This window comes from Pseudomonas sp. FBCC-B1565 (assembly GCF_059133265.1).
In genome coordinates this window covers 5,731,246-5,747,270 of the sequence record NZ_CP101438.1, presented here as the reverse complement: position 1 = coordinate 5,747,270, position 16,025 = coordinate 5,731,246, and the positions used below count along the sequence as shown (strand labels likewise).

The 16,025-nt window shown below is 62.3% G+C and carries 17 protein-coding genes; 6 read left to right on the top strand and 11 right to left on the bottom strand.

The window, feature by feature from the left end; all coding sequences use genetic code 11:
• Window position 1: 1 nt before the first annotated feature.
• Window positions 2–1,726: a tetratricopeptide repeat protein gene (locus NL123_RS26650; protein WP_494356666.1), complete on the bottom strand. Its 1,725-nt coding sequence runs from the start codon at window positions 1,724–1,726 to the stop codon at window positions 2–4.
• 182 nt (window positions 1,727–1,908) lie between these two features.
• On the opposite strand from NL123_RS26650, the gene hemA reads away from it, so the two are divergent.
• The 6 genes from hemA (at window position 1,909) to NL123_RS26620 (ending at window position 7,276) form a co-directional block, all read left to right on the top strand.
• Complete coding sequence (gene hemA / locus NL123_RS26645; protein WP_058423108.1) at window positions 1,909–3,198, top strand: glutamyl-tRNA reductase; 1,290 nt, start codon at window positions 1,909–1,911, stop codon at window positions 3,196–3,198.
• Window positions 3,195–4,277 carry a peptide chain release factor 1 gene (gene prfA / locus NL123_RS26640; protein WP_494356665.1) on the top strand — a complete coding sequence of 361 codons (1,083 nt, stop codon included), beginning with the start codon at window positions 3,195–3,197 and terminating at the stop codon, window positions 4,275–4,277. The genes hemA and prfA overlap by 4 nt, the downstream gene beginning before the upstream one ends.
• Entirely contained in the window at window positions 4,278–5,108 is an 831-nt protein-coding gene (gene prmC / locus NL123_RS26635) for a peptide chain release factor N(5)-glutamine methyltransferase (protein WP_494356664.1), read from the top strand.
• On the top strand, window positions 5,102–5,857 hold the full coding sequence (locus NL123_RS26630; RefSeq protein ID WP_248486021.1) for a molybdopterin-synthase adenylyltransferase MoeB: 756 nt from the start codon (window positions 5,102–5,104) through the stop codon (window positions 5,855–5,857). The genes prmC and NL123_RS26630 overlap by 7 nt, the downstream gene beginning before the upstream one ends.
• A complete protein-coding gene (gene murI, locus NL123_RS26625) occupies window positions 5,850–6,644 on the top strand; it encodes a glutamate racemase (RefSeq protein WP_248486023.1) in 795 nt (264 codons plus the stop codon). The genes NL123_RS26630 and murI overlap by 8 nt, the downstream gene beginning before the upstream one ends.
• A 113-nt stretch (window positions 6,645–6,757) precedes the next feature.
• Complete coding sequence (locus NL123_RS26620) at window positions 6,758–7,276, top strand: acyloxyacyl hydrolase (RefSeq protein WP_058423103.1); 519 nt, start codon at window positions 6,758–6,760, stop codon at window positions 7,274–7,276.
• Between the two features lie 75 nt (window positions 7,277–7,351).
• Here the strand turns inward: NL123_RS26620 and NL123_RS26615 are convergent, their stop codons facing one another.
• From NL123_RS26615 to NL123_RS26570, 10 genes are read right to left on the bottom strand one after another with little or no spacing between them, the layout of a single operon-like run.
• On the bottom strand, window positions 7,352–7,657 hold the full coding sequence (locus NL123_RS26615) for a YkgJ family cysteine cluster protein (RefSeq protein WP_105524328.1): 306 nt from the start codon (window positions 7,655–7,657) through the stop codon (window positions 7,352–7,354).
• 54 nt (window positions 7,658–7,711) lie between these two features.
• Window positions 7,712–8,191, bottom strand: a complete 480-nt coding sequence (locus NL123_RS26610; RefSeq protein WP_248486025.1) for a DUF2878 domain-containing protein — start codon at window positions 8,189–8,191, stop codon at window positions 7,712–7,714.
• Entirely contained in the window at window positions 8,184–9,455 is a 1,272-nt protein-coding gene (locus tag NL123_RS26605) for an SAM-dependent methyltransferase (protein WP_248486027.1), read from the bottom strand. The genes NL123_RS26610 and NL123_RS26605 overlap by 8 nt, the downstream gene beginning before the upstream one ends.
• Window positions 9,442–10,251, bottom strand: coding sequence for a DUF1365 domain-containing protein (locus tag NL123_RS26600; protein ID WP_248486029.1), 810 nt, complete (start codon window positions 10,249–10,251; stop codon window positions 9,442–9,444). The genes NL123_RS26605 and NL123_RS26600 overlap by 14 nt, the downstream gene beginning before the upstream one ends.
• On the bottom strand, window positions 10,248–11,495 hold the full coding sequence (locus NL123_RS26595; RefSeq protein WP_248486031.1) for an NAD(P)/FAD-dependent oxidoreductase: 1,248 nt from the start codon (window positions 11,493–11,495) through the stop codon (window positions 10,248–10,250). Before NL123_RS26595 ends, NL123_RS26600 begins: the two co-directional genes overlap by 4 nt.
• Complete coding sequence (locus NL123_RS26590) at window positions 11,492–12,274, bottom strand: SDR family NAD(P)-dependent oxidoreductase (RefSeq protein ID WP_248486033.1); 783 nt, start codon at window positions 12,272–12,274, stop codon at window positions 11,492–11,494. The genes NL123_RS26595 and NL123_RS26590 overlap by 4 nt, the downstream gene beginning before the upstream one ends.
• On the bottom strand, window positions 12,271–12,693 hold the full coding sequence (locus NL123_RS26585; protein WP_248486035.1) for a nuclear transport factor 2 family protein: 423 nt from the start codon (window positions 12,691–12,693) through the stop codon (window positions 12,271–12,273). The genes NL123_RS26590 and NL123_RS26585 overlap by 4 nt, the downstream gene beginning before the upstream one ends.
• Entirely contained in the window at window positions 12,686–14,131 is a 1,446-nt protein-coding gene (gene phrB, locus NL123_RS26580) for a deoxyribodipyrimidine photo-lyase (protein ID WP_494356663.1), read from the bottom strand. Before phrB ends, NL123_RS26585 begins: the two co-directional genes overlap by 8 nt.
• Entirely contained in the window at window positions 14,132–15,061 is a 930-nt protein-coding gene (locus NL123_RS26575) for a MerR family transcriptional regulator (protein ID WP_494356662.1), read from the bottom strand.
• A 3-nt stretch (window positions 15,062–15,064) separates the two neighbouring features.
• Window positions 15,065–16,024 carry a YbgA family protein gene (locus NL123_RS26570; protein WP_494356661.1) on the bottom strand — a complete coding sequence of 320 codons (960 nt, stop codon included), beginning with the start codon at window positions 16,022–16,024 and terminating at the stop codon, window positions 15,065–15,067.
• Between the last annotated feature and the right edge of the window lies 1 nt (window position 16,025).

Genomic DNA, 16,025 nt, shown 5'->3' with positions numbered 1-16,025 from the left:
CTTAAAGAGTCTCGGATCCGGTCAGGCGCTTGATGGTGCCGCGCAGGATAGGGCTTTCGGGTTGTTCCTTGAGGAATTTTTCCCAGATCTGGCGTGCTTCGCGCTGTTTGCCATTGGCCCACAGCACTTCGCCCAAGTGGGCGGCGACTTCCTGGTCGGGGAAGCGCTCCAGCGCCTGGCGCAGCAAGCGTTCGGCCTCATCCAGGTTGCCCAGGCGGTAATTCACCCAGCCCAGGCTGTCGAGCACGGCCGGGTCCTCCGGGTTGAGCTTGTGGGCTTGCTCGATCAGCACCTTGGCTTCGTCGTAGCGCGTGGTGCGGTCGGACAAGGTGTAGCCCAGGGCGTTTAGGGCCATGGCGTTGTCCGGATCGCGCTTGATGATCAGGCGCAGGTCTTTTTCCATCTGCGCCAGGTCATTGCGTTTTTCCGCCTGCATGGCGCGGGTGTACAGCAGGTTCAAATCATCCGGGAATTGCAGCAAGGCTTGTTGCAGCAGCTTCCAGGCGCGCTCGCCCTGGTTGTTGGCCGACAGGGTTTCGGCCTGGATCAGGTAGAGCTGGATCGCGTAATCCGGTTCGGCATCCCGCGCGGCGGCCAGGCGTTTCTCCGCCTCGTCGGTGCGGCCGTTGCTCATCAGGATGTCGGCCTGGCGCAATTGGGCGGGCAGGTAGTCGTTGCCGGGGCCGACCTGGGCATATTCGAGCAGGGCGGCTTGCGGATCGTTGCGCTCTTCGGCGATACGGCCGAGGTTCAGGTGCGCCGAATCCACATGGCTTTCACGTTGGATCAGCTCCTCCAGGTAACCCTTGGCCTCGTCCCAGGCCTTGGCTTCCAGGCACACCAGTGCCAGGGAATAACGCAATTCGTCGTCGTCCGGGTATTGCTGGACCAGGTTGGCGAACTGCACTTTGGCGTCCTCCATGCGGTCCTGTTCCACCAGCATGCGTGCGTAAGTCAGGCGCAGGCGCTTGTCGTCCGGATACTTCTTGAGGCTTTTTTCCAGCAGCGGAATCGCTTCCTTGCCGCGATTGAGGTTCTGCAGCAGGCGTGCGCGCAGCAGGATCGGCGCGATTTCGCCTTCTTCCGGCGGATTCTGCTCCAGCAGCTTCAGGGCCGCATCGGCTTCATCATCCTGTTGCAGCAGTAACGCCTTGCCAAAAATCAACTGGCTGTTCTTCGGGTGCTTTTGCAGCAGGCGGTCGAAACTCTTCATCAGGCCATTGCGCGTGTCCTGGTCGGTGTCGGCAGCCGACAGCGCGAGGAAGTCGAAATGGGTGTCGCCCTTGCCCTGCAGGACTTTCTCCATATAGACCATGGAGTCGTCATAGCGCCCGGCGCGTGCCAACTGAATGGCTGCCGCCCGCTGTGCTTCCAGGTCGTCCGGAGCGTTTTTCGCCCAGATCAGCGAGGAGTCCAGCGCAGCCTGATCGGCCCCCAGGTACTCGGCGATGCGGAAGGCCCGCTCGGAAATTCCCGGATCCTGGGTGTTGATGGCCTGGGTCACGTAGTTATCCAGCGCAATATCGAAGCGATTGCGCTGGCCGGCCAGTTCCGCGGTCAGCAGGCTGTACACCGTTTCTTCGGTGAACGAGGAATAAACCTTGGGCTTTTCAGGGGCGGGAGTGGTGTCTTCCACCGGCGGCGTACCGTCCGGCGACACGGGGGCCATGGCCTGGCAGCCGCTGAGAAAGACAAAGGCGAGGAGCAACGCGGAAGATCTATTCATATAGGAAGAGGACGACTAACCTGCGGTCGGATCATCATGACACAAGCCTTCGGCCAAACATAACCGAGTCTCAGTTGATGCCTTTATAGACACAAGGCATTAGGACAATAGACGACGGTGGTTGTTCTGAATCTTTCGAAGTAGGACAATTGTCGGCTTCCCGACATCATCAGCGATATTGAATGGCCTTCCTCGCACTCGGTATTAACCACAAGACTGCCTCCGTAGACGTGCGCGAGCGCGTGGCGTTTACGCCTGAGCAGTTGGTTGAGGCCTTGCAGCAGCTCTGCCGGCTCACCGACAGCCGCGAAGCTGCGATCCTTTCGACCTGCAATCGCAGCGAGCTTTATATAGAGCAGGAGCATCTTTCAGCGGATGTCGTACTGCGCTGGCTGGCCGATTACCATCATTTGGACCTCGATGACCTTCGCGCCAGCGCTTATGTGCACGAAGAGGATGCGGCAGTTCGTCACATGATGCGTGTGGCGGCCGGCCTCGATTCGCTGGTGTTGGGCGAGCCGCAGATTCTGGGCCAGATGAAGTCCGCCTACGCCGTGGCGCGTGAAGCCGGCACCGTCGGCCCGCTGCTGGGGCGCCTGTTCCAGGCCACCTTCAATTCCGCCAAGCAGGTGCGCACCGACACCGCCATCGGTGAAAACCCGGTGTCCGTGGCGTTTGCCGCCGTAAGCCTGGCCAAACAGATTTTCAGTGACTTGCAACGCAGCCAGGCGCTGCTGATCGGCGCTGGCGAGACCATCACGCTGGTTGCCCGCCATCTGCATGACCTGGGCGTGAAGCGTATCGTGGTCGCCAACCGCACATTGGAGCGCGCCAGCATCCTCGCCGAGCAGTTCGGCGCCCATGCGGTGTTGCTGGCGGACATTCCGGCCGAACTGGTGCGCAGCGATATCGTCATCAGCTCCACCGCCAGCCAACTGCCGATCCTGGGCAAGGGCGCGGTCGAGAGCGCGCTGAAGCTGCGCAAGCACAAGCCGATCTTCATGGTGGATATTGCCGTTCCCCGGGATATCGAGCCCGAAGTCGGCGAGTTGGACGACGTTTACCTCTATAGCGTCGACGATCTGCACGAAGTGGTTGCCGAAAACCTCAAGAGCCGCCAGGGTGCTGCCCAGGCCGCCGAGGAGATGGTCAGCACCGGCGCCGAAGACTTCATGGTGCGCCTGCGTGAACTGGCGGCGGTGGACGTGCTCAAGGCGTATCGTCAGCAAGGCGAACGCCTGCGCGACGAGGAATTGATCAAGGCCCAGCGCTTGCTGGCCAACGGTAGTAGTGCCGAGGAAGTGCTGATGCAACTGGCCCGTGGCCTCACCAACAAATTGCTGCATGCACCCAGCGTGCAACTGAAAAAGCTTACCGCCGAAGGCCGCCTCGATGCGCTGGCCATGGCCCAGGAACTCTTTGCCCTCGGTGAGGGCGCGTCAGATAGCTCTTCGGATAAAAAACCGCAATGAAAGCGTCACTGCTCAATAAACTGGACGTGCTCCAGGACCGTTTCGAAGAACTGACCGCCTTGCTCGGCGATGGCGAGGTCATCTCCGATCAGAGCAAATTCCGTGCCTATTCCAAGGAATACGCCGAAGTTGAGCCCGTTGTGGCCACTTACAAGAATCTGCTGAAGGTGCAGGCCGACCTTGAAGGTGCCCAGGCACTGCTTAAGGACAGCGACCCGGACATGCGCGAAATGGCCGTGGAAGAAGTCCGCGAAGCCAAGGAAAAACTCGCCGAGCTGGAAGGCGACCTGCAACGCATGCTGCTGCCCAAGGACCCGAATGACGGGCGCAACGTGTTCCTCGAAATCCGCGCCGGTACCGGCGGCGACGAGGCGGCGATCTTCTCCGGCGACCTGTTCCGTATGTACTCGCGGTATGCCGAACGTCGTGGCTGGCGTGTAGAGATCCTGTCCGAGAACGAAGGCGAACACGGCGGCTATAAAGAAGTCATTGCACGGGTCGAAGGCGACAACGTCTACGGCAAGCTCAAATTCGAGTCCGGCGCGCACCGCGTGCAGCGTGTCCCCGCGACCGAGTCCCAGGGCCGTATCCACACTTCGGCGTGCACCGTTGCCGTATTGCCCGAGCCGGACGAGCAGGAAGCCATCGAGATCAACCCGGCCGACCTGCGCATCGACACCTACCGCTCCTCGGGCGCCGGCGGTCAGCACGTCAACAAGACCGACTCGGCGATCCGCATCACGCACTTGCCGTCGGGCATCGTGGTGGAGTGCCAGGAAGAGCGCTCCCAGCACAAGAACCGGGCGCGGGCTATGTCCTGGCTGTCGGCCAAACTCAATGACCAGCAGACCAGCGCCGCCGCCAACGCGATTGCCAGCGAGCGCAAGTTGCTGGTGGGCTCGGGCGACCGCTCCGAGCGCATCCGTACCTACAACTTTGCCCAAGGCCGGGTCACCGACCACCGGGTCAACCTCACCCTTTACTCCCTGGACGAGATCCTTGCCGGTGGAGTGGATGCGGTGATCGAGCCGTTGCTCGCCGAATACCAGGCCGATCAACTGGCCGCGATAGGTGATTAAATGACCATTATCGCCAGCCTGCTGCGCGCCGCCGACCTGCCCGACTCGCCCACGGCGCGCCTGGATGCCGAATTGTTGCTGGCGGCTGCCCTGGGTAAGTCGCGCAGTTACCTGCATACCTGGCCCGAGAAAATCGTCAGCAGCGAGCACGCGCTGACCTTTGCCGGCTACCTGCAACGCCGTCGCGGCGGTGAGCCGGTGGCCTATATCCTCGGCCAGCAAGGCTTCTGGAAGCTGGACCTGGAGGTCGCGCCCCACACGCTGATCCCGCGTCCGGATACCGAATTGCTGGTGGAAACCGCCCTGGAATTGTTGCCCGCCACGCCCGCCAAGGTCCTCGACCTCGGCACTGGCAGCGGCGCCATCGCCCTGGCCCTGGCCAGCGAGCGCCCGGGCTGGCAGGTCACCGCCGTCGACCGTGTGCTGGAAGCCGTGGCCCTGGCCGAGCGCAACCGCCAGCGGCTGCACCTCAATAACGCCACGGTGCTGAACAGCCATTGGTTCAGCGCGCTGCACGGCCATACCTATGACCTGATCATCAGCAACCCGCCGTACATTGCCGCCAACGATCCGCACCTGGTGGCGGGCGACGTGCGTTTCGAGCCGGCCAGCGCATTGGTGGCCGGCCATGATGGCTTGGACGACCTGCGCCTGATCATCAAAGAAGCCCCGGCCCACCTGAATGCCGGTGGCCGGCTGTTGCTGGAGCACGGTTACGACCAGGCCCCGGCCGTGCGCGACCTGCTGTTGAGTGAAGGGTTTGAAGAGGTGCACAGCCGCATCGACCTCGGCGGCCATGAGCGCATCACCCTGGGGCGCCGGCCGTGCTGACCGATCAGGAGCTGTTGCGCTATAGCCGGCAGATTCTGTTGCAGCATGTCGACATCGACGGCCAGTTGCGCCTGAAAAACGGCCGTGCCTTGATCGTCGGCCTCGGTGGCCTGGGTGCGCCCGTCGCGTTGTACCTCGCAGCTGCCGGCGTCGGCGAGTTGCATCTGGCGGACTTCGACACCGTCGACCTGACCAACCTGCAACGCCAGATCATCCATGACACTGACAGCGTCGGGCAGACCAAGGTCGACTCGGCCCTGCGTCGCCTGGCGGCGATCAATCCCGAGATTCAACTGGTCGCCCATCGCACCGCGCTGGATGCCGACTCCCTGGCTGCGGCGGTTGAAGCGGTCGATGTGGTGCTCGATTGCAGCGACAACTTCTCCACCCGCGAAGCCGTCAACGCGGCCTGCGTCGCCGCCGGCAAGCCCTTGATCAGCGGCGCGGCGATCCGTCTTGAAGGGCAACTGTCGGTGTTCGACCCGCGTCGCGCCGAGAGCCCGTGCTACCACTGCCTATATGGGCACGGCAGCGACACAGAACTCACCTGCAGCGAAGCCGGCGTGGTCGGGCCATTGGTTGGTGTGGTCGGTAGCCTGCAAGCACTGGAAGCCCTGAAACTGCTGGCCGGTTTCGGTGAACCGTTGGTAGGCCGCTTGTTGCTGATCGACGCCCTGGCCACGCGCTTTCGCGAGTTGCGCGTCAAGCGTGACCCCGGTTGCAGCGTGTGCGGGACGCCACATGGTTAAGGGCGCGCCAATCGGTGTGTTCGATTCCGGTATCGGTGGCTTGACCGTGCTGGACGAAATCCAGCAGCTATTGCCCCAGGAATCACTGCTGTACGTGGCCGATTGTGGGCATATCCCCTACGGCGAGAAAAGCCCGGCGTTTATCCTTGAACGCTCGCGGCAGGTGGCGGCATTTTTCCAGGCGCAGGGCGCCAAAGCCTTTGTGATTGCTTGTAATACCGCCACTGTTGCCGCCGTCGCTGATCTGCGTCTGGATTTTCCCGATTGGCCGCTGGTGGGGATGGAGCCTGCTGTCAAACCGGCGGCGGCAGCTACCCGCAGTGGCGTGGTCGGGGTGCTTGCCACCACCGGCACGCTGCAAAGCGCCAAGTTCGCCGCGCTGCTCGACCGCTTCGCTACCGATGTGAAGGTCATCACCCAACCGTGCCCGGGCCTGGTGGAGCTGATCGAAAGCGGTGACCTGACCAGCCCGGCCTTGCGCCAGTTATTGCAGGGCTATATCGACCCGCTGCTCAGCGCCGGTTGCGACACTGTCATCCTCGGCTGCACCCACTATCCCTTCCTCAAGCCGCTCCTGGCGCACATGCTGCCCCCCAGCATCATCCTCATCGACACCGGCGCTGCCGTGGCCCGCCAGCTCAAACGTTTGCTGGGTGAGCGCGACCTATTGGCCGTCGGCAATCCAGCACCGGCACAGTTCTGGACCAGTGGCGATGTGTGTCACCTAAGAAATATCCTACCGACACTATGGAAATATCCGGGCGTTGTGAGAAGCTTCGACTCGTGAAAATTTCGTGAAATACCCGCGTTATTAGCTGGAACTTCTGGCTACACGCCAGCTTCCTATAGCGAGATAGCCTGTAGAAAATCATATAACTTCGTTCGGAAAGGATGTTTCTTATGAAGCGCTTGTTCTGTTTGGCTGCGATTGCGGCCGCTGTAGTGGGGCACTCTGTTTCGGCGCAGGCCGCTGGCCTGGAACTGGGGGTGGGGAGCACCAGCGATTCGACCATGACCTATCGGCTGGGGCTGACATCGGACTGGGACAAAAGCTGGTGGCAGAGCGATACCGGCCGGTTGACCGGCTACTGGAGCGGCGCCTACACCTATTGGGATGGGGACAAGCGGGCCAGCGCCAGCAGCCTGTCGTTCTCGCCGGTGTTTGTGTATGAATTTGCCGGGGAATCGGTGAAGCCTTACATCGAGGCCGGGATCGGGGTCGCAGTGTTTTCCCGCACCAAGCTGGAAGACAACAACATCGGCCAGGCCTTTCAGTTCGAAGACCGCCTGGGTTTCGGCCTGCGCTTCGCGGGTGGGCATGAGGTGGGTATTCGTGCCACGCATTATTCCAATGCGGGTATCAGCAGCAATAACGACGGGGTAGAGAGCTACTCGTTGCATTACACCTTGCCGTTGTAACTCTTCAGGACACTGAAAAAAATATGTGGGAGGGGGCAAGCCCCCTCCCACAGTTGATTGCCACAATCTTCAGCATCAGCGGTAGGCGGTAGCGATGCCCTGTCGCTCTTCCAGGCACTCCGGCGCGCCCATCTCGAACTCCCGACAAATCAGTGGCCGCCGCTCGTAGATCGTGCACATCATCGTGTCCCGGTCCAGCGCCGCGCACCAGCCGTCGTCCAGGCGCAGCATCACTTCACCGCCCCACTCATCGGTATCGATATAGCGCTCCGGCACGCCGGTGTCGGTGATCAACATGACTTCCAGCTGGCAGCAGCAGGCCGCACACGTCGAGCAGGTGACGGCGGGTTCGGCGATTTGGGTGTGGGGGATGTTGGTCATAGGCGTGCAGTGTAAGGCAAGCGGGTGACGCACGTGTGAAACGGCTGACGGACGTCAGCGCGCCAGCCGATGCAAACCCACAAACACCATCGCCCACAGCAGCGCCAGCGCAACCATCGTGGGCGCGAAGCCGAAACCAAACTGCACCCCTGCCAGTTGGCTACCGGCGTAATAAGACAGCGGGCCGCCCAGCGCACCCAGCACGGCGGCACGCCACCAGGGACGGGCACTCCAGGCCAGGCAATGACGCAACGTCGTCGCCAGCAATGCCCATAGCAGGATCAACCAGAAGGGAATCAACGTGCCCGGTTCCGTGAACTCAAACACCCCCAGCATGCGCAACGCGGTGTCCAATAGGGTGCCCAGAACCATCACGCTCAGGATCAACCTGCCGTCTTCAGCCCACGAACTTATCCACAGCAGGTGAACTGCCAGCACGGCAAGCCCCACCATTAACCACGGGCTGTCCCCACCCAGCACACAGGCAAACCAACCGCACTGAAACAGCACGGCATTGGCCAGCGTCTTAAGCATTGAAGCGCCCGAGCAGCGGCGGGTTGATCGCCGATGGCTTGGCCAGCAGCAATTGCGCGGTGCCAATGGTGCGCTCCATGAAGCCGCCTTCGCAGTAGCACAGGTAAAACTCCCACAGGCGCAGGAAGTATTCGTCGTAGCCCAGCTCGGCGAGGCGACCGTGGGCGCGACGAAAATTCTCATGCCACAGGCGTAGGGTTCGTGCGTAGTGCAGGCCGAAATCTTCCATGTGCAGCAGGTTCATGTCGGTGTTGCGGCTGACGATGTGCAGCATGTTCTGCACACAGGGCAGGGCGCCGCCGGGGAAGATATAGCGCTGGATAAAATCCACGCTGCGCTTGGCCTGTTCAAAGCGTTGCTCACGAATGGTGATGGCTTGCAGCAACATCAGCCCATCGTTCTTGAGCAGGTGCGCGCACTGTTTGAAGTAGGTCGGCAGGAAGCGATGGCCCACCGCCTCGATCATCTCGATGGACACCAGCTTGTCGTATTGGCCGGTGAGGTCGCGGTAGTCCTGCAGCAGCAGCGTGACCTGGCCTTGCAACCCCAGGGCTTCGATGCGCTGTTGGGTGTAGGCGAACTGTTCCTTGGAGAGTGTCGTGGTGGTGACCTGGCAGCCGTAATGCTGCGCCGCGTACAGCGCCATGCTGCCCCAGCCGGTGCCGATTTCCAGCAGGTGGTCGGTGGGCTTGAGGGCAAGCTTCTGGCAGATGCGCTCCAGCTTGTTCAACTGCGCCTGTTCGAGGGTGTCGTCGGGCGTCAGAAACTGCGCCGCTGAGTACATCATGGTTGGGTCGAGGAATTCTTCGAACAGGTCGTTGCCCAGGTCGTAGTGGGCGGCGATGTTCTTCTGCGAACCCTTGCGCGTGTTGCGGTTGAGCCAGTGCAGGCCCTGGGTGAACGGCCGCGCCAGGCGTGCCAGGCCGCCTTCCATTGCATCGAGCACGTCCAGGTTGCTGACCATCACGCGCACCACGGCGGTCAGGTCCGGGCTGGTCCAGTAACCGTGGATAAACGCTTCGCCGGCGCCGATGGACCCGCTGGCCGCCACGAGGCCCCACACGGCAGAGTCCAGGATCTGGATTTCCCCCAGCAAGTGCGCTTCCCGTGCGCCGAACACTTGCCGCTCGCCGTCCTCGATCACCACCAACTGGCCATGGCGCAGTTGGCTGAGTTGGCGCAATACCGCCTTGCGCAGCAGCGCGGCGGTCATGCCGTTGACGTTCAGGCGGTGAGTCTTGACCGATAAGCTAGGGGATTTCATGGCGGCGATCCTTGGTGTACCCGACTGCGGTGCGAGAGGCGCCATCGGCGGCCCGGTGGGAAAAAATCGGCGTGCGTTTGAGCAACAGGCGCAAAGCCTGCCAGTAAATGGCGAGGCAGGTCTTGGCGGTCATCCAGGGGAAACGCCACAGGTAGCGATGCAGGCTGGCGCGATCCAGCGTTTCTTTCTCCAGGCTCAACGTGGCGTCGAAGATTTTCTGCGTGCCCTGCCAATCGGCCATGTGCACGCCGAGCCTGGCGGCGGGAGGGCTGAAGCTCATGCGGTATTCCAGGTCGCGGGGTAGAAACGGCGACACATGGAAGGCCTTGGCCACGGCGAAATGCTGGTGCTCATCGGCGTCCAGGGCCTGGGCCGGCAGCACGTAGTGATAGCGTTCGCGCCATGGGGTGTTGGTCACTTCACACAGGATCGCGGCCAGACGTCCGTCGGCCTCGAAGCAGTAGAAGAAACTCACGGGGTTAAAAGCCAGGCCCCAACTACGGGCCTGGGTCAGTAGGCAGATAACGCCCTGGGGTGTATGCCCCAGTGCCTTGCCGACTTCCTGACGCACGGCATCGCTCAAGCTCATGCCGGTGCGCGTCCATTCACGCAGGTAATCCTGCTGGCGAAAACCGAAGGGGGCCAGGCGACTGCGCCCGGCCAAGGGCGAGAGCCCAAGCACTTGGTGTTCTTCGCTCAAATCCAGGTACAGCAGGCCGATGCGGTAGCGAAAGGCATGGGCTTTGGGCGCAAACCGCCGATGGGCGATCCAGCCGCTGTACAGGGCGCTGTTCACAGGGTTTCCCCAAAGGCTTCGGCCACGCGCAATGCGCTGACCACGCCGTCTTCGTGAAAGCCGTTGGCCCAGTACGCGCCGCAGTAAAACGTCTGGCGCACACCGGATATTTCCTCGCGACGCGCTTGTGCCGCCACCGCCGCCAGGCTGTATTGCGGGTGGGCGTAGGTGTAGCGGGCCAGCACCTTCAGTGGGTTGATCATTGGCGTCTGGTTGAGGCTGACGCAAAACGTGGTGGCGCTGTCGATGCCTTGCAGGATGTTCATGTCATAGGTCACCGCCGCCTGTGCCTGGCGATCGCCGGTCAGCCGGTAATTCCAGCTGGCCCAGGCGAGTTTGCGGTCGGGCAACAGGCGCGTGTCGGTGTGTAGCACCACGTCATTGTCGGCGTAGGGCATGGCGCCGAGGATCTCCTGTTCGGCCTGGCTCGGGTCGGCCAGCAACGCCAGGGCCTGGTCGCTGTGGCAGGCGAACACCACGCGATCAAACCCTTCACTGCCGGCCGGGCTGTGGATAACCACACCGTTGTCGGTGCGTGCCACTTTATGCACAGGGCAATTGAGGCGGATCTGTTCGCGAAAACTGCGGGTCAAGGGTTCGATATAGTTGCTTGAACCACCTTCGATCACACACCACTGCGGACGGTTGTTCACCGAGAGCAACCCGTGGTTCTTGAAAAAGCGCACAAAGAACTGCAACGGGAACCCCAGCATATCGGCCAGGGACATCGACCAGATCGCCGCGCCCATCGGCACGATGTAGTGCCGCACAAACCGCTCGCCGTAACCACCGGCGCTGAGATAGTCGCCCAGGGTCATCTCGGCGCTGATGCGCTGCTCCTGCAGGTCCAGCGGCGCCTGGCGATTGAACCGCAGGATATCGCGCAACATGCCCCAGAACCCCGGCGACAGGATGTTGCGACGCTGGGCAAACAGGCTGTTGAGGTTGTTGCCGTTGTACTCGAACCGGGTGTGCTCGTCGCACACCGAAAAGCTCATCTCGGTCGGTTTGAACGCCACCCCGATCTGCCCCAGCAGGCGGATGAAGTTGGGGTAGGTCCAGTCGTTGAACACGATGAAACCGGTGTCGACCGCGTAGCGTTTACCCTCGACGGTGACGTTGACCGTGTGGGTATGCCCGCCGACGCGGTCGCCCGCTTCGAACAGGGTGATGTCGTGACGGCGGCTGAGCAGATAGGCGCTGGTCAGCCCGGCGATGCCGCTGCCGATAATGGCGATCTTCACAGGTCGTCCTTTTTCGGCGGCGGGCTGCGCAACATGCGCTTGCCGATGATCAGTTGCGCACGGTTCGGCAGTTTCGACAGCGGCCACAACGTGGCGATGAACAGTGCGGGAAAGGCGATTTCCAACGGGCGCTTTTCCAGCTTGGCGAAAATATGCCGTGCGGCTTTATCCGCCGACCAACTGAGGGGCATGGGGAAGTCATTGCGTTCGGTCAGCGGCGTGTCGACAAAGCCCGGGCTGATCACGGTGACGTCGATATTTTCCGGCGACAGGCTGATGCGCAAGGATTCGAACAGATAGCGCAGGCCGGCCTTGGACGCGCCATAGGCCTCGGCGCGGGGCATCGGCAGGTAGGTCACGGCGCTGGCGACACCTACCAGGTGCGGCGTGTGCCCGGCGCGCAGCAGCGGCAGGGCGGCTTCGATGCAATAACTGCTGGCCAGCAGGTTGGTACGCACCACGTGCTCAATGATCGATGAGTCAAACTGCCGGGCGTCCACGTACTCACAGGTGCCGGCATTGAGGATGACCGTGTCCAGCGCGCCCCAGGCCACGCCAATGCGCTCACCGATCTCGCGCACGGTCTGGCTGTTGGTCAGGTCGCCGGCCACCACCAACACCTGGCCAGGGTAGCGTTGGGCGAGGGCTTCCAGCGGGCCTTTCGAACGTGAGCTCAAGGCGACGTGGGCGCCGCTGTTGAGCAACTCCACGGCCAGCGCGGCACCGATGCCACTGCTGGCGCCGGTCAGCCAATAACGGCGAGGCAATGTACGGCTCATCCCATTCTCCTTTTCAGCCAGCCCACGACGTTGCCCAGCACGGGCAAGTGTTCGTAGAGCATGGCGCCGGCATCGAAATAATCGCGGTGGCGGTACACCTTGTCGCGCCACATCACGTGCGAACAACCTTCCACCCGGATCACCTTGCCGTTGGCCAGGCGTGGGTGGCAGAAACTCATTTTCCAGCGCAGGTAACCCTCACCTTCGGCCACCTGATCGAAACCGTGGAAGTCGAAGCGTAGCTGGCTGACGTTGCTGTACAGCTCGGCGAAATAGCGGTGCATGGCGGGCAGGCCCTGCACCTCGTGCAGCGGGTCGGTAAAGCGGATGTCCTGGCTGTACAGGCTGTCGAGCAAGTGCAGGTTGTGCTTGTCCAGCGTGGAAAAGGCCTGGGCGAAGCGGCGCAGGAAGTCACTCATACTCGCCCCCTGCAGCTTGTCGCGAGGGCAGGCTGCGGAAGGCGGCCAGGGCGCGTTCACGGGACTTTTTCAGGTCGACAATCGAACGCGGGTAATCCGCCACGCCGAACAAGCCACCGGCGGCTTCGGGGTTGTGTACTTCTTTTTTATTCAGCGCGGCCAGTTCCGGCAGCCAGTGCTTGATGAACACGCCTTCGCTGTCGAATTTTTCCGACTGGCTCAAGGGGCTGAAAATCCGGAAGTATGGCGCCGAGTCGGTGCCGGTGGACGAACTCCATTGCCAGCCGCCGTTATTGGCCGCCAGGTCACCGTCGATCAGGTGGCGCATGAAGAAACGTTCGCCCTCGCGCCAGTCGATCAGCAGGTTCTTGGTCAGGAACATTGCCACGACCATGCGCAGGCGGTTGTGCATCCAGCCGGTTTCGAGCAGTTGGCGCATGGCCGCGTCGATGATCGGCAGGCCGGTGCGCGCTTGCTGCCAGGCGGCCAGGTCCTTGGGCGCGTTACGCCAGGCAACGGCTTCGGTCTCAGGGCGGAACGCCCGGTGGCGCGACACCCGTGGGTAACCCACCAGGATGTGCTTGTAGAACTCGCGCCACAGCAGTTCGTTGATCCAGGTGATGGCGCCCATGTCGCCGCTTTCAAACTCGCCGCCGTTGGTTTGCAGTGCGGCGTGCAGGCACTGGCGCGGCGATACCACGCCGGCGGCGAGGTACGCCGACAGCTGGCTGGTGCCGGGCTTGGCGGGGAAGTCGCGTTCGTCCTTGTAGTAGCTGATCTGCTGGTCGGCGAAGGCGTCGAGGCGGCGCCGGGCTTCGTCTTCACCGGCAGGCCAGAGGGCGCGCAGGGTCTCGCTGGGTGGCTCGAAACCGTCGACCGTCTTCGGGATTGGGTCGCTTTTCAGCGTGAGCGCAGCCTGGGCCTTGGGGGCCGCGACTATCCGCGGCAGTGCGCTGTGCAGGCGGGTGTAGCAGACCTTACGGAATTGGCTGAACACCTGGAAGTAGGTGCCGGTCTTGGTCAGCACGCTGCCCGGTTGGAAAAACAGTTGGTCCAGGTAACTATGGAAGCTGATGCCCGCCGACTCCAATGCCTTGGACACGGCCGCATCGCGACGGCTTTCATGGATACCGTATTCCTCGTTGACGTGCACCGACTCCACCGCCAGTTCACGGCACAGCGTGCCCAGTACGTCGGGCACCTGGTCCCAAGTTGCTGCGGTACGGATCAGCAGGGGAATGTTCAGTTCGCCGAGTGTCTTGCTCAGGTCATCCAGGTTGCGCAGCCAGAAATCCACCTTGCACGGTGCATCGTCATGGGCCAGCCATTGTTCGGGCGTGATCAGGTACACGGCGGCGATCGGCCCCCGCTGGCTCGCGGCGGTCAGGGCGGTGTTGTCGTGTAGGCGCAGGTCGGTGCGCAGCCAGATCAAATGCATTTAAACGAGTCCACGCTGGATCAGTAGCTGGTGGGCCGACAACAACTCTTCGGCGACGAACAATTCAGGGATGTCCTGGGTTAATACGGCCAACTCGGCCTGGTGGATGCATACCGTTGGTCCGACGATCAACTTTGGGCAACGGACGCCGCCCAAAAGTTTTGCCAGCGCCGACACATGCAGTGCTCTGCTCGAATACAGCAGCACGGCCCGCGGTTGCAGGTGCTCCACCGCCAGGGCCAGTTCGCCGGCGGGCAACGGCCAGTCGAACACCTCCACCGGGCAATCGGCACTGCTGGCGAGCCAGGCACTGAGCCACAGGTGTGGCTCCAGGGGCAGGTCGGACTGATTGACCAGCAACAACGGCGCGCCGTGCAACTGGCGATTGTTGTGGTAAATGCGTGCGCCGAATTTGCTGCGCAGCCATGAGAGGAAAAACACCCGCTCCATCTGCGCGCCGAACTGGCCTTGCCAACGCTGTTCCAACTCTCGCAGCAGCGGCAGCATCAATTGCTCGCACAACGTGCGTGGCGGGTACAGCGCCATGGCCTGGTTGAAGGCGTCATCGACTCGGCGTTCGGTCAATTCGCTGATGGCTTGCACCAAGTTCTGGCGCAGGCTGTGCCACTCGTTTTCCACCGCCTCGGGAAGGGACTGGGCCGAGTCGATCAGGCCTTTGACCTGGCTCACCGGCACGCCGCGATTGAGCCAGGTGAGGATGGTGTGGATGCGCTGCACATGCTCGGCACTGAACAGCCGATGGCCCTTGGGCGTGCGCTGGGGCACGATCAGGCCGTAACGGCGTTCCCAGGCGCGCAGGGTCACGGCGTTGACGCCGGTCTGGCGCGCCACTTCGCGGATCGGCAGCCAGCCATCTTCCAGGGCTTGGGCGATGTCTTCACCGGGTTCGTCTAGCAGGGCAGCTTTCATGGTCTAGATCGCATTTCGCAGGCTGAGGTTTTCCGGGTGCGGTTGCAGGTAGGCCTGCTGCGCGATGTAGCGGTCCGGGTGTTGGCGAAAGTGGTGTTTGAGCAGGGTCAGTGGCACCACCAGCGGCACGATACCGTGACGGTACTGGCCGATGACGGTCTGCATTTCCTGCTTGTCGTCGGCGCTGATGACCTGCTTGAGATAACCGCTGATGTGTTGCAGCACGTTGGTGTGGGTGCCACGGGTGGCGCATTGGGTGAGGCCGGTCATCAGGTCGCTGAAATAACAGGTCGCCAATTCATCGAGCTGGGTGCCCTTGTTCATGCTGCCCAGCAGGTGGCCAAGGCTTTTGTAGTGTGCCGGGCTGTGGGCCATCAACAAGTATTTGTAGCGTGAATGAAAGGCCAGCAGGCGGTGGCGGGTCAGGCCTTCGGCCAACAGTTTCTGCCAGCTGGCGTAGACGAATACGCGGGTCAGGAAGTTTTCCCGCAGCACCGGGTCGTTCAGCCGACCGTCTTCTTCCACCGGCAGGTTGGGATGGCGCGCACAGAACGCCTGGGCGTAGATGCCGCGCCCGCCACCGTCCACCGGGGTGCCGTTGTCGCGGTAGACCTTGACCCGCTCAAGGCCGCACGACGGCGATTTCTGCATGAAGATGTAGCCGCACAGATCGGTATGTTCCGCAGCCATCTGCTGGCCGTAATCGTCCAGCGGCTGGGTGACGTTCAACTCGCGGTTCACGGTGCCGACGGCTTGCGGGTGGGCGGGGTCGCCCACCAGGCGGATCGGTTCGCGTGGAATGCCCAGGCCGATGGCGACTTCGGGGCACAGCGGCACGAAGTCGAAATAGTCGGCGAGGGTCTGGCTGCACAACAGGGATTGTTTATGGCCGCCGTTGAAGCGCACGTTCTCGCCCAACAGGCAGGCGCTGATGGCGATCTTCGGTTTGGTGGTGCTGGACATA